10 protein-coding genes and 2 pseudogenes are annotated in these 25083 nt (G+C 67.2%); 2 read left to right on the top strand and 10 right to left on the bottom strand.

The genetic code is table 11. From position 1 onward, the window contains the following. Positions 1 to 15: 15 nt before the first annotated feature. Positions 16 to 711 (bottom strand): GntR family transcriptional regulator, encoded by a 696-nt coding sequence (locus OIE13_RS09935; protein ID WP_326829911.1) that lies wholly within the window; start codon positions 709 to 711, stop codon positions 16 to 18. Between the two features lie 162 nt (positions 712 to 873). Here OIE13_RS09935 and OIE13_RS09930 point away from each other — a divergent pair, with 162 nt between their 5' ends. Beyond that, the gene (locus OIE13_RS09930) at positions 874 to 1575 is read left to right on the top strand and encodes a CBS domain-containing protein (RefSeq protein ID WP_326640830.1); all 702 of its coding nucleotides are present in this window, start codon (positions 874 to 876) and stop codon (positions 1573 to 1575) included. A gap of 171 nt (positions 1576 to 1746) precedes the next feature. After that, positions 1747 to 1899: pseudogene (locus tag OIE13_RS36610) on the top strand (methyltransferase domain-containing protein); the annotation flags it as partial. A gap of 78 nt (positions 1900 to 1977) precedes the next feature. Here OIE13_RS36610 and OIE13_RS36605 read toward each other — a convergent pair. The 9 genes and pseudogenes from OIE13_RS36605 to OIE13_RS09885 form a co-directional block, all read right to left on the bottom strand. Beyond that, a pseudogene (locus OIE13_RS36605) lies at positions 1978 to 2199 on the bottom strand (acyl-CoA dehydrogenase family protein); the annotation flags it as partial. A gap of 16 nt (positions 2200 to 2215) precedes the next feature. Further along, on the bottom strand, positions 2216 to 2947 hold the full coding sequence (gene fabG / locus OIE13_RS09920) for a 3-oxoacyl-ACP reductase FabG (protein WP_326640833.1): 732 nt from the start codon (positions 2945 to 2947) through the stop codon (positions 2216 to 2218). Between the two features lies 1 nt (position 2948). Further along, positions 2949 to 3413, bottom strand: coding sequence for a 3-hydroxyacyl-ACP dehydratase FabZ family protein (locus OIE13_RS09915; protein ID WP_326640835.1), 465 nt, complete (start codon positions 3411 to 3413; stop codon positions 2949 to 2951). Then, on the bottom strand, positions 3410 to 3757 hold the full coding sequence (locus OIE13_RS09910) for a 3-hydroxyacyl-ACP dehydratase FabZ family protein (RefSeq protein ID WP_326640837.1): 348 nt from the start codon (positions 3755 to 3757) through the stop codon (positions 3410 to 3412). The genes OIE13_RS09915 and OIE13_RS09910 overlap by 4 nt, the downstream gene beginning before the upstream one ends. After that, positions 3754 to 4887, bottom strand: coding sequence for a beta-ketoacyl synthase N-terminal-like domain-containing protein (locus OIE13_RS09905; RefSeq protein ID WP_326640839.1), 1134 nt, complete (start codon positions 4885 to 4887; stop codon positions 3754 to 3756). Before OIE13_RS09905 ends, OIE13_RS09910 begins: the two co-directional genes overlap by 4 nt. Next, a complete protein-coding gene (locus OIE13_RS09900) occupies positions 4884 to 6689 on the bottom strand; it encodes an alpha/beta fold hydrolase (protein WP_326829909.1) in 1806 nt (601 codons plus the stop codon). Before OIE13_RS09900 ends, OIE13_RS09905 begins: the two co-directional genes overlap by 4 nt. Before the next feature lie 3 nt (positions 6690 to 6692). Beyond that, positions 6693 to 7925, bottom strand: a complete 1233-nt coding sequence (locus tag OIE13_RS09895; RefSeq protein ID WP_326829868.1) for a beta-ketoacyl-[acyl-carrier-protein] synthase family protein — start codon at positions 7923 to 7925, stop codon at positions 6693 to 6695. Between the two features lie 54 nt (positions 7926 to 7979). Then, positions 7980 to 8252 carry an acyl carrier protein gene (locus tag OIE13_RS09890; protein ID WP_326640844.1) on the bottom strand — a complete coding sequence of 91 codons (273 nt, stop codon included), beginning with the start codon at positions 8250 to 8252 and terminating at the stop codon, positions 7980 to 7982. Between the two features lie 231 nt (positions 8253 to 8483). Further along, a complete protein-coding gene (locus tag OIE13_RS09885; RefSeq protein WP_326829908.1) occupies positions 8484 to 24761 on the bottom strand; it encodes a non-ribosomal peptide synthetase in 16278 nt (5425 codons plus the stop codon). Positions 24762 to 25083 lie beyond the last annotated feature (322 nt).

The raw sequence follows: 25083 nt of genomic DNA, 5'->3' as shown, positions 1-25083 counted from the left end.
GATTTCCGGGGTGATTCAGCTTGAGAGTTTCCACGTGCTGCCGGCCGTGTCCCCGGTCGCCGAGTCCGGCAGCGGTGCGAGGGTCTGCCAGTTGGCCCGCGCGGCCAGCGCGGCGCCTTCGACATCCCCGGCCGCGCACAGCGCGATGATCTCGTCGTGCATTTCCACGGACCCCCGGCCGGTGAGCGAGGAGAAGCGCAGCCGCTCGACTCGGCGCAGCGCGGGAGTGACCTGCTCAAGCACCGACCCGACCACGTTGTTCGCGCACGCCGTGACGGCGACCGCGTGGAAATCGTCGTCGGCGGCCAGCGCCCCGTCGACGTCACCGCGCCGCAGCGCCACGGCGAATCGCTCGTTGGCCTGGCGCATCAGATCGAGTTCCCCGTCCGACAGCACCGGCACCGCTTCGCGTACGGCCAGTTCGTGCATGGCCGCGGCGACGGACTGGGCGCTGCGGGTCTCTCTGTCGTCCAGCGGGCTGACGATGGTGAACCGGCCCGGTTTCGTCTGTACGAGACCTGACCGTTCGAGACGGACCAGTGCCTCGCGGATCGGTGTGCGGCTGATGCCCAGCCAGCTGATCAGGTCGGCGTCGTTGAGGCGTTCGCCGGGCGCGAGAGTGCCGTCGACGATCGCGTCACGGAGGGCGCGGTAGGCGTCCTCCCGCAACAGGGACTTGGCGACGAGACCTCGGCTTTTCGGGACCGGCATGCAAAATATTGCACATCACATTTTGCGTATTGTCAATCAGCCCCGAACATCGACCGCGGTACCAGGACCGAAAGACCGCCGATGAAGGACTTCCGACCCTCAACACGGGACGGGTGCCGCTGTCCAATGAAAGAGGAGCTTCCACCCTTTGAGGAGGAAACGATGCGCGTAAAGGTGAGCGAGGTCATGACGCGAGCTGTCGCGTCGGTCAACGGCAGCACGCCGTTCAAGGACGTCGCCGAGGTGCTCATCGCCCATGGAGTGAGCGCGGTGCCGGTCGTCGACGCCGAGAACCACGTCCTCGGCGTCGTCTCGGAGGCGGATCTGCTGGCCAAGGAGGAGTTCAAGGAGCAGTACTACCGCGAGGGCTACCGGCCGCCGCTGCGCGCCCGGCTGCGGTACCGGCTCAGCCGTGAGGGGCGTTCGGCCGAGCAGAAGGCCCACGGCGACACCGCCGCCGAGTTGATGACCGCGCCCGCCGTCACCATCGCCCCGAACGCCCCGGTGGTGTCCGCGATGCGGCTGATGGACGAGCACGGCGTCAAGCGCCTGCCGGTGGTCGACCGGGAAGGCAGGCTGGAGGGCATCGTCAGCCGTCAGGACCTGCTCAAGGTGTTCCTGCGTCAGGACGACGAGATCGCCCGCGAGATCAGGGAGGACGTTCTCGATCACTCCCTGTGGGTGGACACCTCCCAGGTGAAGGTCACGGTGCACCAGGGCATCGCGAAGCTGAGCGGCCGCATGGCACGGCGCAGTGACACACTGATCGCGGCCCGGATGGCACTGCGGGTCCACGGGGTGGTCGACCTGATCGACGAACTGGAGTGGGACGAGGACGACACCCCCACATGGCAGAGCCGGTAGTGTCAGCGGTCGCCCAATTGGGCCCTAGCGCGATCTATGGGGAGCGATCACGTTCGGTGATCAGTTGCGGAGAGCCATGGCACGTAGGAGGTCGAAGTTCGCTATGATCCAGCGGACCATATGACGCGGCTTGACTGGTGCAGGGGTTGAGGGAGCCGGCTCGGCGCGGGCGTGGGCCGGATCACCCACCGCCTGCTGGAACTCGGACACGAGGTCGTCGCGGTCGACGAGTCACCCGAGATGCTCGCCCACATCCGCGGCACCGAGACCGTGTGCTCCCCGATCCAGACCCTGGCCCTGCCGAGAACCTTCGACCTCGTGCTGCTGATCGTAGTGCGCGACGACGCCGTGCGCACTGACACCCCACGAAGTGTCCCCGACCATGGCCTGTTCCTCGATCAACACCATCTCGTGCTCGAAAGTACCGCCACCACCGCCGTACCGCCCGGGAATCCCGATACAAAGCAGGCCCGTATCACCCGCGGCCCGCCAAAGCCGCGCATCGACACACCTCTGCGACGCCCAACGCTCCTGATTGGGCACCAACTCCTTCCCACAGAACGCCCGCGCGAGATCGCGTAACTCCCGCAGTTCGAGACCGTTCACCGGCAACCCCCCGGACATCATGCCCCCCTAACACTCAGACAACGAGACCGCCGTCGATCCCCAATACCTGACCGGTGATATAGCTGGAACGCTCCGAAACGAGGAAGGACACCAGATCGGCGACCTCCTCCGGCCTACCGAACCGGCCAAGCGGAATCCGCTCCGCGATTCCCGAACGCGCCTTACCCGCCATGGACGCCGTCATGTCGGTCTCGATAAGACCGGGCGCCACGACATTGGCCCGGATACCATACCGGCCCGACTCCTTGGCCAGCGCACGAGTGAAACCGATAATGCCCGCCTTGGACGCCGAGTAATTGGTCTGCGCGGCGTTCCCATACACACCCGCCACAGAAGACAGCGTGACGATCGAACCCGCCCTACGCTTGATCATCCCGAACACCGCCACACTGCAAACGTTGTACGTGGAGTCGAGATTGGTACGCAATACCGTGTGCCAGTCCTCTTCGCTCATCATCACGAGCGGGTTGTCGCGGATGATCCCCGCGCACGAGACCACCGCGCCGAGCGGGCCGAGTTCCTTCTCGGCCCGGCGGACGAATTGCCTGACCGCACCCAACTCCGTGACATCCACCTGCTCGGCGAGCACCGAAGCACCCTCGGCAACCTGCCCGACGACCAGGTCGGCGGCCTCCTTGTTGGAGCGGTAGCAGAACGCGACATCATATCCATCGGCCGCCAGACGGGTCACGACACTGCCGCCGATCCCGCGTGAACCACCCGTCACCAATGCCACAGGACGCATGTCAGTCACCTCCAGGACGCATCAAGACCTCGACACCACGCAACGCCACGGAGAAACTGCCCACCTCAAGGACTTTACGGCCGCCCACGAAGCTGCTGCCCGCGACGATCGCCGCGTCTGCGACGTTACGCAGGATCTGTACGTGATGTTCCAGCACCTCACCCGGGAACACCGGCTCGAGCAGGTCCACGTTCTTGATCCCGGCGGCCAGTTCGACCTTGCCGGCCAGCACGTCCGGATTCGGTGTCTCCCAGCACGCCAGCAACACGGCCGCCTGCGCCCATGACTCCACCAACAAGCTCACCGGATACGCGTAATCGTCGGTGTTCTGATAGCACGGCTCAGCGCACGTGATCGCCTTGTGCGCCACCAGACTCTCACCCGGCCGCACCTCGATTACCCGGTCCAGGAGAAGAATCGGGTACCGGTGCGGAATGATCTGTTTGATCTCCGCGACTCCGATCATGCCGTCACCGCCGGGTAGCGCACGCGGATCTCAGCGACCCGCTCCTCGTTGACCACGGCCGACGCCGAACACCGGGTGAACCCGCCCACCTGCTCGACGGCCAGCTCAAGCCTCACCTGGTCGCCGGGGTAGACCGGCCGCATGAACCGGACCCTCTCCAGCGCGACGGGGCGCACCGGATCCGCGCCGCGGGCGGCGCACATATCACGAAAGGCCGAGTTGACGTACTCCACCAGGAACAGGCCGGGCAGGATCGGAAAGCCCGGGTAATGGCCGGCGAACACCGGATCGTCCGGGGAAACGTCCACGGTGACAGTGACTCCGCTCACCTGCGCGGCCGTCATGACCCGGCTCCGTATCCGCCGAGCAACGCGCACCCGACCGTGCCGTCACGGTCGATCGTGGTGACCAACGCCAGATCGTTGTCACCGAACGATTCGGCGACCGACAGCGCCGCCGCGATCTGAAACCCGGTGGACACCGAGGAGGCGTCCCCGATGAGCGACCTGCAGCCCACCCACTTCGCCGTCGCGCCGAGCACGTCGGTGATTCCGGCTTTCTCCGCGCTACCGATGTCCCCCTCGGCAGCGGACGGCGCCACAACACGCACGTCCTCACCGCGCACGCCCGCCTGTTCCACAGCCGCCTTGACGCAAGCGGCCAGCGCCGCCCTCGGGTCCGCGGGGTCGCCGACGCCACGAAATCGCGTCGACAGCACCCGGGCGACCGGGGTACGCCCCGCGTTCCTTGCTCCAGCCAACGTTTCCAGCAGGAAGAACGCGCCCCCCTCGGCAAGCGCGGGCCTTTGGCTGTGGCTCGCGCCCGCATGCCACTCCAGCCAGGCCCGTTGAGCCGAGTGCTCCTCGACCGCTCCACAAAGAACACGATCGCATTGCCCGCCGCGGACCAGTCGTATCGCGTAGCTCAGCGCGAGCAGACACGTGCTCCAGTCACCGGTGATGGTGGTGTTCGGCCCCTTGATGCCGTGCCAGATCGCGCTCTGCCCGGCGGCCTTGTTCATCACGGTGTTCGGGAACAGGGCCGAGTCGACGTGGTAGGGCTTCCTGCCGGCCAGCGAGTCCCGGGTGAAGTCCATGATGGACTGAATGCTGCCCGAACCGGTTCCAAGCACCAGGCCGATCCGCTCGGCGTCCGCGGTCAGCTGCGGACCGCATTCCTCGACGATCAGGCCCAGCGTGCCGATCGCCAGCGCGGTCAGCCGGTCCATCGCACGGGTGCCTCGCTTACCGAGGAACCCGGCAGGTGAGAAGTCGGCCAGCACACCGCCCCGCGTGAACGGTCCGGGAAACGCATCCCGGTCCAACGGGCGGACGGCGCTTCGGCCGGCACGAATGCCCGCACTGAAGGCCTCGCCGCCCACCCCGTAGGGAGAAAGCGTGGACCAGGCCGACAAGACAAGCTGCCCCGCCGATGTCTTGCCGTCCACAGTGGAGGAAACCGTCGGCGCGCTCATTGACCTCGCCCCGCCCGTGCCGCCGAGCCCGCGCCACCGGTGAGCGCCTTGGCCAGCCGGTCGTCGAAGTCGACCTGGCTCCAGTCACGCCGGTTCTCGATCACCGCGTAACCATGGGTGATCTTACCGGTGGCGACCTGGACCAGCTTTCCGTCCCGCTTGACGTAGCAGTCCATCCGCGCGGTGTAGGTCAATCGCTTGAACACCTCCTCCACGGTGAAAACCGTGTAGACCTCGTTCTCCATCCACGCCTCGTCCAAGATCCTGACCTTGGACGAGGGCACCACCGGGATCCAGTTCTGCTCATCGAGCAGTGTCTTGATGGACACGCCGCGCTCCTGGAGGAACAGGTCGACGACCTCCTCCATCAGCCGCAGGTAGCCGGTCATCTGCACACGCTCGGTGAAGTGGCAGTAGAAGTACGGCATCCGCCAGACCCAGCCAAAGGCGTTGGCGTCGCCGATCAGCTGCTTGAGCGGGTCATCGCCGATGATCTCGATCGGCGCGACCGGCTCGCCGAGCCGCTCGCCGAGCCGCTCGACGATGTGCGGCCCCAGCTCGGCCGGCGCGGCCTCGGCCGGAAACCCCCGCGGATCGTTTCGCAGGGTGACAGCGACCTTCGAGGTCACGGTCTTCACCGGCGTCTCACGCTGGGCGATCATCTCGACCACGAACCGCAGCTGCGCACCGCCCTTCGAGGCGACCGGCCGCACGGTTGCCACGGCGACGTCGTCGATGTGGTACGCGGTCCACATGCGAGTGTCGATGTCTGCGATGTCAACGCAGATGCCGTACCGCTCATAAAGCTCGCCCGCCGGATACCCGCGCTGCCTCAGGTGATCGAGCACCGCTTCCTCGACCAGATAGTTGACGTGCTTGAAACCGATCCAGGTGCAGATGTTCGACCCCTCATACCGGGGCCTGAGCGTGGTGGTGGTCGGCTCCCCCGCGGCGAGGCCCGCCGCGATCGGGGTCTGAGGGGCTGTCGGGTTCACATCGACTCCAGGCATGGTGATGGGAGAAACAATCGGCAGGGACAGGGCCTCACGCAGGAAGCCGTGCACGAGTGAGGCGAACCGGCCCGGTTGCTGGGCCATCGGGAAATGACCGCAGTCCTCGATCAGCTCGAACCGGCCCTCCGGCAGGGCCGCGGCCAGCTGCCTGCCGTCGGAGGCCCGGGTGGCGATGTCGTCTTGCCCGGTGATAACGAGCACCGAAGCGTCAATCGTGGACAGATCAACGAACGGCGACCGAAGATACGCCTCGAAAAAGCGCATCCAGCCGTATACGCCGATCTGGTCTCGGACGTGCAGCGCGGCCGCGGCGCGCCACACCTCCGGGATGCCGCGGGCGCCGATGTCCAGCGCCTCAGCGAAGATACGGTGGAAATCGTTGAGGTAGTAGGAGATCGTCGGCCAGTCGAAGTCGGCGGCGCTGTGCCGGTGAAACGGGCTGACCAGCACCACGGCCCCCGGCGCGAGCCTGCCCTCCGACATCGCCTCGATCAGCAGGTTCGCCGCGTACGAGTGCGCGACGACAGCGTCGAATCGGCCCGCCTCACCGGTGTCCATCGAGTCGACCAGCAGGGAGACCGGATCACACTGCCGACTCCAGTCCGCGCTTTCGATACCGTGCCAGGGAAGTTTCACATCCCACAACTCGACGTCATCGGGCAGGTACCGGTCGAGCGGCTCCCACATGCTGGTCGTGCAGCCCAGTCCGTGCAACAACAGCACCCGGGCCACTGGCTTGCCGCCGGCCGGCCGCCTGCGCCTTGGCCGCCGGACACTCGCTGGTGCCACAGATCACGCCTCCTCGTGCCGCCCGACGATGACCACCGCGTTGTTACCGCCGAACGCCAGCGAGTTGTTCTGCGCCACTCGGACCTCCGCGGCCCGCGCCACGTTCGGCACACAGTCCACCTGGCACGCCGGGTCGGTCTCGTTGTGGTTGATCGTCGGCGGAATGAATCCCTCGGTGATCGCCAGCGCGCACGCCGCGGTGGCCAGCGCGCTCGCGGCCCCCATCGTGTGGCCCAGCATGCCCTTGATGGACACGGTCGGCGGCGGCGTGTCGCCGAACGCCTCCATGATCGCCTCGACCTCGGTCTGGTCGTTGGCCCTCGTCCCTGTGCCGTGCGCGGAGATGAAATCGATGTCCTGCGGCTTGACACCCGCGTTGCGGTGCGCCAGCTGCATGCACCGGGCAAGGCTGCTGCGGTCCGGCGCGACCGGGCTGAGCGCGTCACAGTTCAGCCCGTAGCCCAGTAACTCGGCGTAGATCCGGGCACCGCGGGCCTTCGCCGACTCCAGACTCTCCATCACCAAGATGCCCGCCCCCTCACCGGTGAGGATGCCCTTGCGGTCCTTGTCGAACGGCTGGCACACCTCGGGTGCCATCGCGCCGAGCCGGTAGAACCCGGCGAAGGTCTTACGGCACAAGGCGTCCACGCCGCCGGCGAGCACCATCTCCACGTCACCGGCGCGGATCGCGTCCACGCCGTAGCCGATCGCGTAGTTGCCCGCCGCGCACGCCGTGGGGATGGTGACCGCCTCCACATCGGTCAGGCCAAGCTCGCGCACGATGCTCGTGGAGAGTCTGCCTGCCTGGATCCGGCCGGCCAGCACCGGGCTGAGCCGCTCGGGACCCGACTCGAACTGCTCGACGGCCAGGTTGTCCAGATCCCTTGACTCTCCATCCGTCGTACCGATGGAGACCAGGACCCGCCTGGCGCGCACCTCCTTGAGCGACATCGACGCGTCGGCCACCGCGAGGTTGGCGGCCGCGGCGGAGAACTGACCGGCCCGGCCGAGCCGGCCGGGATCGACGTTGACGATCCAGTCCTCCGCACGAAACCCGGTGATCTCGGTACCGTTCGCGTACGCGTAGCCGCTCGTGTCGAACGACGTGATCGGCTTGACGCCGCTACGACCGGACCGCAGGCCGGCCAGGAAGTCGGAGACACCGATGCCGATACTGGTGACCACGCCAAGACCTGTAATCACCACCCGGCGCGGTGGCTGGCGTTCGTCGTACACTTAGTGCTCCATCTCTTTGTCGGTGGCGATTTCCTGGCCGCCGTCGCCTGCCTGCTACTTGGCGGCGGCTGCCTCGTCGACGACGGCGACGACACCGTCCAGGTTGACCATCCGGACCAGCTCGCCCTGGTCGATGTCCACCCCGAGGGTGCGCTCCAGCGAGGAGAGGATCTCGATGGCGCCCATCGAGTCGGCGCCGTGGTCCTCCTTGAACAGGCTGTCGCCGGTCATCTCATCCAGGTCGATTTCAAGGATCTCGCAGACGATCTCCTTGATCTGCGCGCGGCGCTCCTCATCGACGAACGAGCCAGAATTAGTGGTAGTCATGACATTTTCTCCAGCCGGAATCCGGTGAACCAAACATTCGGTCCATGTGCCGTGAAAGGGTGGTAGTGCTCCACACCTTTCCTATTCAGATGAACCAAACGTTCGGTCCATGTGCCGTGAAAGGGTGGTAGTGCTCCACACCTTTCCTATTCAGAATCTCTTTCACGATCCGCTGTCGCGACAATGGTTTTGCCCCGCCACGGGATCAGCGCGTCAGGCACGATCGGCCTCCTATTCCTTCGGGATGATTTCCTTGGCGAGGACTCGGCTGATCTCAGCCAGCGGCTCGGGCTGCAGCATCTCATCGTGCCCGCAGTCGATTCGGTGGTTGTCGACGGTCTCCGCGAACGGCGTCCAATCGCCCGGGGTGTTTTCGCGGCCGGCCACGAAGTGCAACATCCGGCCTCCGACCCTGCCGGGCCGGTGAGCCAGGTTCAGCTCGACGTTCGCACGCCATGCGGCGACCACGTTCATCAACTGTTCCTCTGTCGCCAGCACCGCGAGGTTGTGCTCGTGCCTGAGGATCTCCAGTACCTCGGCCGCCGAAGGCCGCTGCGGCGCCGCATGCCCGAAGAGGGCAAGGATGGCTCGCAGCAGTTCGGTATCGCTGGTCAGCTCCACCTCGCCTGCCTCGGCCACCGGGTGGCTGTCCAGGCTGGCCAGCAACGCGACGGTCTGCCCTGCCTGCTGCAACTGCCGCGCCATCTCATGGGCGACCACACCGCCGAATGACCAGCCCAGCAGGTGGTAGGGCCCTTCGGGCTGGACGGTGCGGACCTGCTCGAGATAGTCGGCCGCCATCTGCTCGACACTTTCCGGTACCCGGTCCGGCTCCAGCATGCCCCGCGCCTGCAGGCCGTACACCGGGAAGTCCGGGCCGAGCTGCGCGGTCAGCGCGATATACGGCCAGGCGACGCAGCCCACCGGGTGCACGCAGAAAATCGGCGTATGATGCCCTGTCACCCGCAGTGGCAGCAACACCTCAAACGAGTTGACCGAGCCACTGACATCCGCGCGCCCGGCCAGGCCCGCCACCGTCGGCGCGTCGAACACATCCCGGATGGACAGCTCAACACCCAACGCGCCACGGATCCGGCTGATCAGTCTCACCGCGAGCAGTGAATGGCCACCCAGGTCGAAGAAGTTGTCGTCGACGCCCACCGAGTCCACGTCGAGGACCTCGGCGAACACCGAACACAGGGCCTCCTCCCGTGGGTTCCGCGGGGCACGGCCCGAAGACAGGGCCGTGAAGTCCGGCGTCGGCAGCGCTTTGCGGTCCAGTTTGCCGTTCGACGACAAGGGCAGCTCATCCAGCGTGACATAGACCGAAGGCAGCATGTATTCCGGCAGCAAACCGGTCAGATACTCCCTCAGCACAGCGGTGTCCAGCGGCCCGGCCGCCGGTACCACGTAGGCGACCAGGTGCTGCTCGCCGGTGGTCACCACCGTGTTCCGCACCCCGTCGGCCGACCGGATCGCGGTCTCGATCTCACCGAGTTCGATCCGGTGCCCGCGGATCTTCACCTGGAAGTCGCGGCGCTCCAGGAACTCCAACCGGCCGTCCGGCCGATACACCACCCGGTCACCGGTCCGATACAGCCGGCCCTGGCCGAACGGGCTGGCCACGAACACGGCCGCGGTGCGGGCCGAGTCGTTGAGGTAGCCGCGGCCGACGCCGGTACCGCCCACATACAGCTCACCCGGCACCCCCACCGGAACCGGCTGCAGGTCATCACCGAGTACATAGAGCTGGGTGTTGCGGACAGGCCGGCCGATCGGGGTACGCAGCCCCGTGGCGTCATCGGGGTTACGGATCACCGCACTCGTCACACAGACGGAGCACTCGGTCGGGCCGTATTCGTTCATCACCGGGACGGCCGGGTAACGCTGGAGCCACCGGTGGCACAGCTCCGCCGGCAGCGCCTCCCCGCCGACCAGCAACCACCGCAACCCCAACTCAGGAACCGGGACACCCGCATCCCACACATCCAGAGCGGCCCGCAGCAGGGAGGGCACCATCTCCAGCACGGTCACGCCCGGAACGCCGAACAGCTGTTGCGGGTTCATGGCGGTCTCGCGGGAGACCACCCGGACCTGCGCGCCCACGATCAGACCGGCCAGCATCTGCCCCACCGACATGTCGAAGGTCAGCGGCGCGTTCTGCACCATCACGTCCGATGAGTCCAGTTCGAGGTCTTCGACCTGGGCCAGCAGATGGTTGACCATCCCGCGCCGGTGCACCATCGCACCCTTGGGCCGGCCCGTCGACCCCGACGTGTAGATCACGTAGGCCAGGTCGTCCCCAACCCCCCGCACCGGAGCCAGATCATCGTCCACCGCGTCGTCGAACACCAGCACCCGCACGCCACCGGCCCCGACGGCCTCGCGGGCCAGATCCAAATACTCCGGCGCTGCGATCAGCACCCCGATGCCGCTGTCGGCGACCAGGGCCGCGGTGCGGGCCACCGGCGTGCCCGGGTCGAAGGGCACATAGGCGCCCCCGGCGCCGAGCACGCCCAGCACCGCCGACACGTACCGGATTCCCGGGTCGCCCAGCAACCCCACCAACGCGCCCGCCGGCAGCTTCTTGGTCACCGCGTTGGCCCGAGCGACCAGCTCCCGATAGGTCACCGAGCCGGAATCGTCGCAGACCGCGACACCATCCGGAGCGGTGGCAGCCCACTCACGAACCCGCTCCACCACACCCGTGAAATCACCCTCGACCGCCGACGAATTCCACTCCACCAACAGCCGGCGACGCTCCCGCTCTCCCAACACATCGATCGCACTCAACGGCGCGTCCACGCCAGATGCCATGCCGTTCAACACCCGTTCCAACCGGGCTGAAATCTCCTGAACGGTCGCGCGGTCGAACAGGTCGGTGGCATACGTGACCAGCACACCGATACCGCCGTCGTCGTGTTCGGTGAAGTCGAATTCGAGATCGAAGTCCACGGCGGGCGCGTTGAGGGGCTCGACACCGGCGTCCAGGCCGGGCAGCTCGACCCGTGCGGCCGCGTTGTTCTGCAGCACCACCATCACCTGGAACAACGGCTGCCGCGACTGAGACCGAGCCGGATTGAGCACCTCGACCAGCCGCTCGAACGGGACATCCTGATGCGCGAACGCCGCCAGATCGGCATCCCGCACCCGGCCCAGCAGCTCCCGCACCGTCGGATCACCGGACAAGTCGGTGCGCAACACCAGCGTGTTGACGAAGAACCCGACAAGATCATCCAGGGCGTCATCGGTCCGGCCCGCCACCGGGCTGCCCAGCGGGATGTCCGTGCCCGCACCCAGCTTGCCCAGCAACACCGACAACCCGGCCCGCAACACCATGAACAGGCTGGCATTGTTCTTCCTGGCCAGGCTATTCAGGTCGGACTTGAGTTCCGGAGTGAGCACGAACTCGAACGCGTCGCCCCGGTAACTGGCGATCGCCGGACGCGGCCGATCAGTCGGCAGCGCGATCTCCTCCGGCAACCCCTCCAGCGTCTTGGTCCAGAAGGCCAGCTGCTCGGAGATCAGGCTCCGCTCGTCATCCTCGCTGCCCAGCAGCTCCCGCTGCCACAACGCGTAATCCACATACTGCACCGGCAACGACGCCCATCGCGGCGCCATCCCCGAACAGCGCGCCTCATAGGCCGTAGCGAAATCACGTGCCAACGGCATCATGGACCAGCCGTCACTGGCGATGTGGTGCAACACGACAAGCAGCACATACTCGGACTGGCCGAGTACGTACAGCTCGGCCCGCATCGGCGACTCGGCAGTGAGATCGAAGCCCGTCGAGCAAGCAGTGCCGATCGCGGCCGGGAGTTCCGCCTCGGTGGCAGACCTGACCACGAGTTCGGGCCTGTCGCTCCTGATGACCTGCACCGGCCGGCCGTCGACCTCCGGATATACCGTGCGCAGTACCTCATGCCGCTCTACCACATCGGCCAGGGCCTGCGCCAATGCGTCCTGGTCCAGGCTGCCCCTCAGCCGGAGCAGCATCGGGATGTTGTAGGTCGCCGAGGCCCCTTCGAGCAGGTTGAGGAACCACAGCCGCCGCTGACCGAACGACAACGGCAACTCACTCGGCCGCGGCCCGGCCACCAGCGCCGACCGGCTCCGGCCGCCCTCGCCCATCCGTTCGGCCAGGCCCGCCACCGTCGGCGCGTCGAACACATCCCGCACCGACAGCTCAACACCCAACGCGCCACGAATCCGGCTGATCAACCTCACCGCCAGCAGCGAATGGCCACCCAGATCGAAGAAGCTGTCATCGATGCTCACGGTCTCGACATCGAGTACCTCGGCGAACGCGGAACACAACACTTCTTCCCGCGAATTCCGCGGGGCACGACCCGAAGACAGGGCCGTGAAGTCCGGCTCCGGCAACGCTTTGCGGTCCAGTTTGCCGTTCGAGGTCAGCGGTAGCGCGTCCAGCGTGACATAGACCGAAGGCAGCATGTATTCCGGCAGCAAACCGGTCAGATACTCCCTCAGCACAGCGGTGTCCAGCGTCCCAGCCGCCGGTACCACGTAGGCGACCAGGTGCTGCTCGCCGGTGGTCACCACCGTGTTCCGCACCCCGTCGGCCGACCGGATCGCGGTCTCGATCTCACCGAGTTCGATCCGATGCCCGCGGATCTTCACCTGGAAGTCGCGGCGCTCCAGGAACTCCAGCCGGCCGTCCGGCCGATACACCACCCGGTCACCGGTCCGATACAGCCGGCCCTGGCCGAACGGGCTGGCCACGAACACCGCCGCGGTGCGGGCCGAGTCGTTCAGATAGCCGCGGCCGACACCCACACCGCCCACATACAGCTCACCCGGCACCCCCACCGGAACCGGCTGCAGGTCATCACCGAGTACATAGAGCTGGGTGTTGCGGATGGGCCGCCCGATCGGGGTACGCGACCCCGTGGCGTCATCAGCGTGACGGATCGCCGCCTGAGTGACGCCGATGGAGCACTCGGTCGGGCCGTAGGCGTTGATCATCGGGACGGCCGGGTAGCGCTGGAGCCACCGGTGGCACAGCTCCGCCGGCAGCGCCTCCCCGGCCACCAGCAGCCACCGCAACCCCGGCCCGGACACCGTCACCCCGACATCCAGGGCAGCCCGCAACAGGGACGGCACCACCTCCAGCACCGTCACGCCCGGAACACCGAACAGCCGTTGCGGATCCATCGCGCTCTCCCGGGAGACCACCCGCACCCGCCCGCCCACGATCAGAGCGGCCAGCATCTGCCACACCGACATGTCGAACGTCAACGGCGCGTTCAGCATCACCACATCCGAGGAGTCCAGCCCGAGATCCTCCACCTTGGCCAGCAGATGGTTGACCATCCCGCGCCGGTGCACCATCGCCCCCTTGGGCCGGCCCGTCGACCCCGAGGTGAACATCACATACGCCAGATCATCCTCAGCCCCGCGCGCCGGGGCCAGATCATCGTCCACCGCGTCGTCGAACACCAGCACCCGCACGCCACCGGCCCCGACGGCCTCGCGGGCCAGATCCAGATACTCCGGCGCCGCGATCAGCACCCCGATGCCGCTGTCGGCGACCAGGGCCGCGGTGCGGGCCACCGGCGCATCCGGATCGAACGGCACATACGCACCCCCAGCACCGAGCACCCCCAGCACCGCCGACACAAACCGGACCCCCGGGCCGCCCAGCAACCCCACCAACGCACCCGCCGGCAACCTCTTGGCCACCGCGTTCGCCCGAGCGACCAGCTCCCGATACGACACCGACCCGGAATCATCCGACACCGCGACACCATCCGGAGCAGCCACAGCCCGCTCACGAACCCGCTCCACCACACCCGCGAAACCACCCTCGACCGCCGACGAATTCCACTCCACCAACAACCGGCGACGCTCCTCCTGCCCGAGCACATCGATCGCACTCAACGACGCATCCGCATCAAACGCCATGCTGTCGAGAACGCGGACCAGTCGCTCGGACATCCGCTGAACGGTCGCGCGGTCGAACAGGTCGGTGGCATACGTGACCAGCACACCGACACCGCCATCACCGTGCTCGGTGAAACCGAAAGTCAGGTCGAAGTCCGAAACCGAGGGGCGGAGCGGGTCGACACCGGCGTCCAGGCCGGCCAGCTCGATCCGTGCGGCCGCGTTGTTCTGCAGCACCACCATCACCTGGAACAACGGGTGCCGCGACCTGGACCGGGCCGGGTTGAGCACCTCGACCAGCCGCTCGAACGGCACGTCCTGATGCGCGAACGCCGCCAAATCGGCATCCCGCACCCGGCCCAGCAACTCCCGCACCGTCGGATCACCAGACAGATCCGCACGCAACACCAGCGTGTTGACGAAGAACCCGACAAGACCATCCAGGGCGTCATCGGTCCGACCGGCGAACGGGCTGCCCAACGGGATGTCGGTGCCCGCACCCAGCTTGCCCAGCAACACCGACAACCCGGCCTGCAACACCATGAACAGGCTCGCGTTGCTCTGCCTGGCCAGCACGTCCAGCCCGGACGTGAGTTCCGGAGTGAGCACGAACTCAAACGCGTCAGCCTGGTAGCTGGCGATCGCCGGACGCGGCCGATCAGCCGGTAGTGTGATCTCCTCCGGCAGACCGTCGAGCGCCTTGGTCCAGAAGGCCAGCTGCTCGGAGATCAGGCTCCGCTCGTCATCCTCACCGCCCAGCAGCTCCCGCTGCCACAACGCATAATCCACATACTGCACCGGCAACGACTTCCACCCCGGCACCATCCCCGAACAACGCGCCTCATACGCCGCGGCGAAATCCCGCGCCAACGGCATCATCGACCAGCCATCACCAGCAATGTGATGCAACACCAACAGCAACACAGACTCAGTCGGACCGAGGACGAACAGGTGAGAGCGGACCGGCAACTCGGCAGTGAGATCAAAGCCGACCGAACACGCGGCCTGGATCGCGGCCGGGAGTTCCGCCTCGGTGGCAGACCTGACCACGAGTTCGGGGTTGTCACTCCTGATGACCTGCACCGGCCGGCCGTCGACCTCCGGATACACCGTGCGCAGCACCTCGTGCCGCTCCACCACATCGGCCAGGGCAGCGGCCAATGCGTCCCGGTCCAGGCTGCCCCTCAGCCGGAGCAGCATCGGGATGGTGTAGGTCGCCGAGGCCCCTTCGAGCAGGTTGAGGAACCACAACCGCCGCTGACCGAACGACAACGGCAACTCGCCCGGCCGCGGCCCGGCCACCAGCACCGGCCGGCTCCGGCCGCCCTCGCCCATCCGTTCGGCCAGGCCCGCCACCGTCGGCGCGTCGAACACATCCCGCACCGACAGCTCAACACCCAACGCGCCACGAATCCGGCTGGTCAACCTCACCGCGATCAGCGAATGCCCACCCAGGTCGAAGAAGCTGTCGTCGACGCCCACCGAGTCCACATCGAGGACCTCGGCGAACACCGCACACAGGGCCTCCTCCCGCGGGTTGCGCGGGGCACGACCCGAAGACAGGGCCGTGAAGTCCGGCGCCGGCAGCGCCTTGCGGTCCAGTTTGCCGTTCGGGCTCAGCGGTAATGCGTCGAGGACCATGACCACCGCGGGAACCATGTAGTCCGGCAGCAGAGTGGCGACGTGTGCCTGGAGCGCGCCAGGCTCGACCTGGCCCACCACATAGGCGACCAGATGCTGCTCACCGGTGGTCACCACCGCGTTCCGCACCCCGTCGGCCGACCGGATCGCGGTCTCGATCTCACCCAGCTCGATCCGGTGCCCGCGAATCTTCACCTGGAAGTCGCGGCGCTCCAGGAACTCCAGCCGGCCGTCCGGCCGATACACCACCCGGTCACCGGTGCGATACAGTCGGCCCCCACCGAACGGGCTGGCCACGAACACCGCCGCGGTCCGGGCAGGGTCGTTCAGATACCCGCGGCCGACACCCACACCGCCCACATACAACTCACCCGGCACCCCCACCGGAACCGGCTGCAGATCATCACCCAGCACATACACCCGGGTGTTACGAATAGGCCCGCCGATCGGGGTACGCAGCCCCGCGACGTCATCGGAGCTACGGATCACCGCACCCGTCACACCGTCGGAACACTCCGTCGGGGCGTAAACGTTCATCACCGGCACAGCCGGGAAACGCTGGAACCACCGGCGGCACAACTCCGCCGGCAGCACCTCACCGGCCGACTCCAGCCACCGCAACCCCAACTCGGGAACCGAGACACCCCCATCCCACACATCCAGAGCGGCCCGCAGCAGGGACGGCACCACCTCCAGCACCGTCACGCCCGGAACACCGAACAGCCGTTGCGGATCCATCGCGGTCTCCCGGGAGACCACCCGGACCCGCCCGCCGACGATCAGAGCGGCCAGCATCTGCCACACCGAGATGTCGAACGTCACCGGCGCGTTCTGCACCACCACATCCGACGCCCCCAGCCCAAGATCCTCGACCTTGGCCAGCAGATGGTTGACCATCCCGCGCCGGTGCACCATCGCACCCTTGGGCCGGCCCGTCGACCCCGACGTGAACATCACATACGCCAGATCGTCCACGGTCCCGCGCGGCGGGGCCAGATCATCGTCCACCGCATCGTCGAACACCAGCACCCGCACGCCACCGGCCCCGACGGCCTCACGGGCCAGATCCAGATACTCCGGCGCCGCGATCAGCACCCCGATGCCGCTGTCGGCGACCAGGGCCGCGGTGCGGGCCACCGGCGTGCCCGGATCGAAGGGCACATACGCGCCCCCGGCGCCGAGAGCGCCCAGCACCGCCGACACATACCGGACACCCGGATCGCCCAGCAACCCCACCAACGCGCCCCCCGGCAGCCTCTTGGCCACCGCGTTCGCCCGACCCACCAGCTCCCGATACGACACCGACCCGGAATCATCCGACACCGCGACACCATCCGGGGCAGCCACAGCCCGCTCACGGACCCGCTCCACCACACCCGCGAAACCACCCTCGACCGCCGGCGGATTCCACTCCACCAACAGCCGGCGGCGTTCCTCCTGGCCGAGTACATCGATCGCACTCAACGGCGCATCCGCGTCGAACGCCATGCTGTCGAGAACGCGGACCAGTCGCTCGGACATCCGCTGAGCTGTCGCGCGGTCGAACAGGTCGGTGGCATACGTGACCAGCACACCGATGCTGCCATCACCGTGCTCGGCGAAATCGAAAGTCAGGTCGAAGTTCGTAATCGAGGGGCGGAGTGGGTCGACACCGGCGTCCAGGCCGGTCATCTTGACCTGTGCGGCCGCGTTGTTCTGCAGCGCCATCATCACCTGGAACAACGGGTGCCGCGACCTGGACCGGGCCGGGTTGAGCACCTCGACCAGCCGCTCGAACGGCACGTCCTGATGCGCGAACGCCGCCAAATCGGCATCTCGCACCCGGCCCAGCAACTCCTCCACCGTCGGATCACCGGACAAGTCGGTACGCAACACCAGCGTGTTGACGAAGAACCCGACAAGATCATCCAGGGCGTCATCGGTCCGACCCGCCACCGGGCTGCCCAGCGGGACGTCCGTGCCCGCACCCAGCTTGCCCAGCAACACCGACAACCCGGCCTGCAACACCATGAACAGGCTCGCGTTGTTCTCCCTGGCCAGCACGTCCAGCCCGGCCTTGAGCTCCCGAGTGAGCACGAACTCAAACGCGTCAGCCCGGTAGCTGGCGATCGCCGGACGCGGCCGATCAGCCGGTAGTGTGATCTCCTCGGGCAGGTCGTCGAGCGTCCTGGTCCAGAAGGCCAGCTGCTCGGAGATCAGGCTCCGCTCGTCATCCTCACTCCCCAGCAGCTCCCGCTGCCACAACGCGTAATCCACATACTGCACCGGCAACGGCTTCCACCGCGGCGCCATCCCCGAACTGCGTGCTTCATAGGCCGCAGCGAAATCATGTGCCAGCGGCGTCGCCGACCAGCCGTCACTGGCGATGTGGTGCAACACGACAAGCAGCACACACTCAGACGGGCCGAGCACCAACAACTCGGCCCGCATCGGCAACTCCGCAGCCAGGTCGAAACCGACCGAGCAAGCGGCCAGGATCGCGGCCGGGAGTTCCGTCTCGGTGGCAGACCTGACCACGAGTTCGGGCCTGTCGCTCCTGATGACCTGCACCGGCCGGCCGTCGACCTCCGGGTACACCGTGCGCAGCACCTCATGCCGCTCCACCACATCGGCCAGAGCCTGCGCCAAGGCGTCCCGGTCCAGCTCACCGCTCAACCGCAAGGCAATCGGCAAGTTGTAGGTCGCCGAGGCCCCTTCGAGCAGGTTGAGGAACCACAACCGCTGCTGGCCGAACGACAACGGCAACTCACTCGGCCGCGGCCCGGCCACCAGCGCCGACCGGCTCCGGCCGCCCTCGCCCATCCGTTCGGCCAGGCCCGCCACCGTCGGCGCGTCGAACACATCCCGCACCGACAGCTCAACACCCAACGCGCCACGAATCCGGCTGATCAACCTCACCGCCAGCAGCGAATGGCCACCCAGGTCGAAGAAGTTGTCGTCGACGCCCACCGAGTCCACGTCGAGGACCTCGGCGAACACCGAACACAGGGCCTCCTCCCGTGGGTTCCGCGGGGCACGGCCCGAAGACAGGGCCGTGAAGTCCGGCGTCGGCAGCGCTTTGCGGTCCAGTTTGCCGTTCGACGACAAGGGCAGCTCATCCAGCGTGACATAGACCGAAGGCAGCATGTATTCCGGCAGCAAACCGGTCAGATACTCCCTCAGCACAGCGGTGTCCAGCGTCCCAGCCGCCGGTACCACGTAGGCGACCAGGTGCTGCTCGCCGGTGGTCACCACCGTGTTCCGCACCCCGTCGGCCGACCGGATCGCGGTCTCGATCTCACCCAGCTCGATCCGATGCCCGCGGATCTTCACCTGGAAGTCGCGGCGCTCCAGGAACTCCAGCCGGCCGTCCGGCCGATACACCACCCGGTCACCGGTCCGATACAGCCGGCCCTGGCCGAACGGGCTGGCCACGAACACCGCCGCGGTGCGGGCCGAGTCGTTCAGATAGCCGCGGCCGACACCCACACCGCCCACATACAGCTCACCCGGCACCCCCACCGGAACCGGTTGCAGGTCATCACCGAGGACGTAGAGCTGGGTGTTGCGGATGGGCCGGCCGATCGGGGTACGCGAGCCCGTGGCGTCATCGGGGTTGGCGATCACCGCGTGGGTGACGTCGTCGGAGCACTCGGTCGGGCCGTAGGCGTTCATCACCGGGACGGCCGGGTAACTCTGGAGCCACCGGTGGCACAGCTCCGGCGGCAGCGCCTCACCGGTCACCAGCAGCCACCGCAACCCCGGCCCGGGCAACGTCACCTTGGCGTCCAGGGCGGCCCGCAGCAGGGAGGGCACCACCTCCAGCACCGTCACGCCCGGAACGCCGAACAGCCGTTGCGGGTTCATCGCGGTCTCGCGGGAGACCACCCGGACCTGCCCGCCCACGATCATGGCGGCCAGCATCTGCCACACCGAGATGTCGAAGGTCAGCGGCGCGTTCTGCACCACCACGTCGGAGGGGTTCAGGCCGAGGTCTTCGACCTTGGCCAGCAGATGGTTGACCATCCCGCGCCGGTGCACCATCGCGCCCTTGGGCCGGCCCGTCGACCCCGACGTGTAGATCACGTAGGCCAGGTCGTCCGCGCCCCCCCGCGCCGGGGCCAGATCATCGTCCACCGCGTCGTCGAACACCAGCATCCGCACACCACCGGCCCCGGCGACCTCGCGGGCCAGGTCCAGATACTCCGGTGCGGCGATCAGCACCTCGATGCCGCTGTCGGCGACCAGGGCCGCGGTGCGGGCCACCGGCGCGGCCGGGTCGAAGGGCACATACGCCCCCCCGGCGCCGAGAGCGCCCAGCACCGCCGACACGTACCGGACACCCGGGTCGCCGAGCAATCCCACCAACGCGCCCGCCGGCAGCTTCTTGGCCACCGCGTTGGCCCGAGCGACCAGCTCCCGATACGTCACCGACCCCGCATCATCGGTGACCGCGACACCATCCGGGGCAGTGGCAGCCCACTCACGTACCCGCTCCACCACACCCGTGAAATCGCCCTCGACCGCCGGCGGATTCCACTCCACCAACAACCGGCGGCGTTCCTCCTGGCCGAGTACATCGATCGCACTCAACGGCGCGTCCGCGCCAGGCACCATGCCGTTCAACACCCGTTCCAGCCGGGCTGAAATCTCCTGAACGGTCGCGCGGTCGAACAGGTCGGTGGCGTACGTGACCAGCACGCCGATGCTGCCATCATCGTGTTCGGTGAAGTCGAATTCGAGATCGAAGTCCACGGCGGGCGCGTTGAGGGGCTCGACACCGGCGTCCAGGCCGGGCAACTCGACCTGTGCGGCCGCGTTGTTCTGCAGCACCACCATCACCTGGTACAGCGGCTGCCGCGACTGGGACCGAGCCGGATTGAGCACCTCGACCAGCCGCTCGAACGGCACGTCCTGGTGCGCGAACGCCGCCAGATCGGCATCTCGCACCCGGCCCAGCAGCTCCCGCACCGTCGGATCACCGGACAAGTCGGTGCGCAGCACCAGCGTGTTGACGAAGAACCCGACGAGATCGTTGAGGGCGTCATCGGTCCGGCCGGCGACCGGGCTGCCCAGCGGGACGTCGGTGCCCGCGCCCAGCTTGCCCAGCAACACGGACAGCCCGGCCTGCAGCACCATGAACAGGCTGGCGTTGTTCTTCCTGGCCAGGCTATCCAGGTCGGACTTGAGTTCCGGAGTGAGCACGAACTCGAACGTGTCGCCCCGGTAGCTGGCGATCGCCGGACGCGGCCGATCGGCCGGTAGTGTGATCCCCTCGGGCAAGCCGTCGAGCGCCTTGGTCCAGAAGGCCAGCTGCTCGGAGATCAGGCTCCGCTCGTCATCCTCGCTGCCCAGCAGCTCCCGCTGCCACAACGCGTAATCCACATACTGCACCGGCAACGGCTTCCACCGCGGCGCCATCCCCGAACAACGCGCCTCATACGCCGCAGCCAGATCCCGCGCCAACGGCATCATGGACCAGCCGTCACTGGCGATGTGGTGCATAACGACAAGCAGCACACACTCAGACGGGCCGAGCACCAACAACTCGGCCCGCATCGGCAACTCCGCAGTCAGGTCAAAACCGACCGAGCGAGCAGTCTCGATCGCGGCCGGGAGTTCCGTCTCAGTGACCGACCTGACCACGAGTTCGGGCCTGTCGCTCCTGATGACCTGCACCGGCCGGCCGTCGACCTCCGGATACACCGTGCGCAGCACCTCGTGCCGCTCCACCACATCGGCCAGGGCGGCGGCCAAGGCGTCCCGGTCCAGGCTGCCCCTCAGCCGGAGCAGCATCGGGATGGTGTAGGTCGCCGAGGCCCCTTCGAGCAGGTTGAGGAACCACAGCCGCCGCTGACCGAACGACAACGGCAACTCACTCGGCCGCGGCCCGGCCACCAGCACCGACCGGCTCCGGCCGCCCTCGCCCATCCGTCCGACCAGGCCCGCCACCGTCGGCGCGTCGAACACATCCCGCACCGACAGCTCAACACCCAACGCGCCACGGATCCGGCTGATCAACCTCACCGCGAGCAGTGAATGCCCACCCAGGTCGAAGAAGCTGTCGTCGACGCCCACCGAGTCCACATCGAGGACCTCGGCGAACACCGAACACAGGGCCTCCTCCCGCGGGTTGCGCGGGGCACGACCCGAAGACAGGGCCGTGAAGTCCGGCGCCGGCAGCGCTTTACGATCCAGTTTGCCGTTCGGGCTCAGCGGTAATGCGTCGAGGACCATGACCACCGCGGGAACCATGTAGTCCGGCAGCAGAGTGGCGACGTGTGCCTGGAGCGCGTCAGGCTCGACCTGGCCCACCACATAGGCGACCAGATGCTGCTCACCGGCGGTCACCACCGCGTTCCGCACCCCGTCGGCCGACCGGATCGCGGTCTCGATCTCACCCAGCTCGATCCGGTGCCCGCGGATCTTCACCTGGAAGTCGCGGCGCTCCAGGAACTCCAGCCGGCCGTCCGGCCGATACACCACCCGGTCACCGGTCCGATACAGCCGGCCCTGGCCGAACGGGCTGGCCACGAACACGGCCGCGGTGCGGGCGGGGTCGTTGAGGTAGCCGCGGCCGACACCGGCACCGCCCACATACAGCTCACCCGGCACACCGACCGGGACCGGTTGCAGGTCATCACCGAGGACGTAGAGCTGGGTGTTGCGGATGGGCCGGCCGATCGGGGTACGCGAGCCCGTGGCGTCATTGGGGTTGGCGATCACCGCGTGGGTGACGTCGTCGGAGCACTCGGTCGGGCCGTAGGCGTTCATCACCGGGACGGCCGGATAACGCTGGAGCCACCGGTGGCACAGCTCCGGCGGCAGCGCCTCACCGGTCACCAGCAGCCACCGCAACCCCGGCCCGGGCACCGTCACCTTGGCGTCCAGGGCGGCCCGCAGCAGGGAGGGCACCACCTCCAGCACCGTCACGCCCGGAACGCCGAACAGCCGTTGCGGGTTCATCGCGGTCTCCCGGGAGACCACCCGGACCTGCCCGCCCACGATCATGGCGGCCAGCATCTGCCACACCGAGATGTCGAAGGTCAGCGGCGCGTTCTGCACCACCACGTCGGAGGGGTTCAGGCCGAGGTCTTCGACCTTGGCCAGCAGATGGTTGACCATCCCGCGCCGGTGCACCATCGCGCCCTTGGGCCGGCCCGTCGACCCCGACGTGTAGATCACGTAGGCCAGGTCGTCCGCGACCCCCCGCGCCGGGGCCGGATCATCGTCCACCGCGTCGTCGAACACCAGCATCCGCACACCACCGGCCCCGGCGACCTCGCGGGCCAGGTCCAGATACTCCGGTGCGGCGATCAGCACCTCGATGCCGCTGTCGGCGACCAGGGCCGCGGTGCGGGCCACCGGCGCGGCCGGGTCGAAGGGCACATACGCGCCCCCGGCGCCGAGCACGCCCAGCACCGCCGACACGTACCGGACACCCGGGTCGCCCAGCAACCCCACCAGCGCGCCCGCCGGCAGCTTCTTGGCCACCGCGTTGGCCCGAGCGACCAGCTCCCGATACGTCACCGACCCCGCATCATCGGTGACCGCGACACCATCCGGGGCAGTGGCAGCCCGCTCACGGACCCGCTCCACCACACCCGTGAAATCGCCCTCGACCGCCGGCGGATTCCACTCCACCAACAGCCGGTGACGCTCCTGCTCGCCGAGTACATCGATCGCGTTCAACGGCTGGTCCGCAGGCGCGGTGGTAAACGTGTCCAGAAAGGCGGTGAAACGCGCGAGGTGCGCCTCCACATCAGCCTCGTCATACAGGTCGGTGTTCGCGTCTATTTTGACGCGCAGGCCGCCGTCCTCACTGTCGTGCACCATGATCGTGAGATCGTCGCTGGGCGGGGTTGTCAGGTTGAACGTTTTCACCGTCGCGGTGCCGAAGCGCATCCCACCGAGGGAATTCATTAGGTTGACCTCGGGACCAACCGGGCGACGGTCCTCGGGCGAAAGTCCCATCATCTGCCGAATCTCGCGGGTGCGGAAACGCTGATGACGCACAACGAGACCCACCTCCCGGGACGCGTGCGCCAGCACATCACCCCGGCTCATCCCCGGCCGAACAGCCAACACCAACGGCACCAAATTCGCACGCATGCCAGGAGTCGCCTTGGCGACAGCCGACGTACGCGCGGTCACCGGCAACGACAACACCACATCACGAACCCCGGTAACCCGCTGCACATAACACGCCGTCGCCGCGATCAGATACGTCGGCCACGCGACACGATGCCCCCAAGCCGCCGCCCGCATCCGCTCCGCGACTCCCGCATCCAGAGTCATGCCACGACGCACGAAGGTGCGCACCGCGGTGATCGGCCGGCTCGACATGCTCGTCAACTCCACCGGCCCCGCGAACCTCCCCGCCCAGAACTCGCGATCCTTCTCGAACCGCGCCGACTCCCGGTAGGCCAGCTCCTCCTCGATCAAACCCGCCAACGGCGGAAACACACCATCCCCGTACGACCGGCCCTCCTGAACCGCGGTATAAATCCCCGCCACACGAGCGACAAACAAAGCCTCACTAAAACCATCCCACAACAAATGATGAGCACGCTGATACAACACCGCACGATCCGGGCCAACCCTCAGCAACGCGAACCGGAACAACACCGGCGCATCCAACGCCACCGCAGTCCCGGCATCAGCCCGCATCCACCCCAGCGCCGCCCCATCAGGATCAACCTCGCCCGTGAAATCAACGACCGAGAACTCCCAATCCTCACAAGGAACCACCGTCTGCCGCACTTCATCACCAACAATGCCGAACCGGGCCCGCAGGCACTCCGCCTCCCCCACGGCCACCCGCACAGCCCGCTCCAACAGCGCTACATCAAGCTCACCCTCAATAACGTAATAATCCGCGATATTCCAGATCGGATTATCAGGATCAAGCTGCTGGGCAAACCAAACCTCCAGCTGAGCAGCCGACAGCGGCAAACCAGAACCTGAACCCCGCAGCTCATTCATCTTCCACAGCTCCTCGACACGCTGGGGCTCATCGAACTGGACCCGCCACCCGCCGACACCAAGACCAGGATCATGCGTCGACCGGGTAGGACTATCCGTATCGCCTTGACCGTGCATCCTGTACGCCGCATCTACCAGATCGACTACCCGTCTTCTTCCATCCAGCCGGCGCCGCCTCACCGGACACAGACGACTCCCATCGCCATGAAACGGCCCTCGACTGAGGCTTGCTCACCATATCCGGACTTTTCTAAGGAAATCACTAGTAAACACACCGGATTAGTTCACCGGAACCTGAATCGTGTTCACATGATTTTCATTT

Origin of the sequence: Streptosporangium sp. NBC_01810 (assembly GCF_035917355.1) — a bacterium.
GTDB lineage: Bacteria > Actinomycetota > Actinomycetes > Streptosporangiales > Streptosporangiaceae > Streptosporangium.
This window is presented reverse-complemented; position numbering and strand designations above follow the sequence as displayed.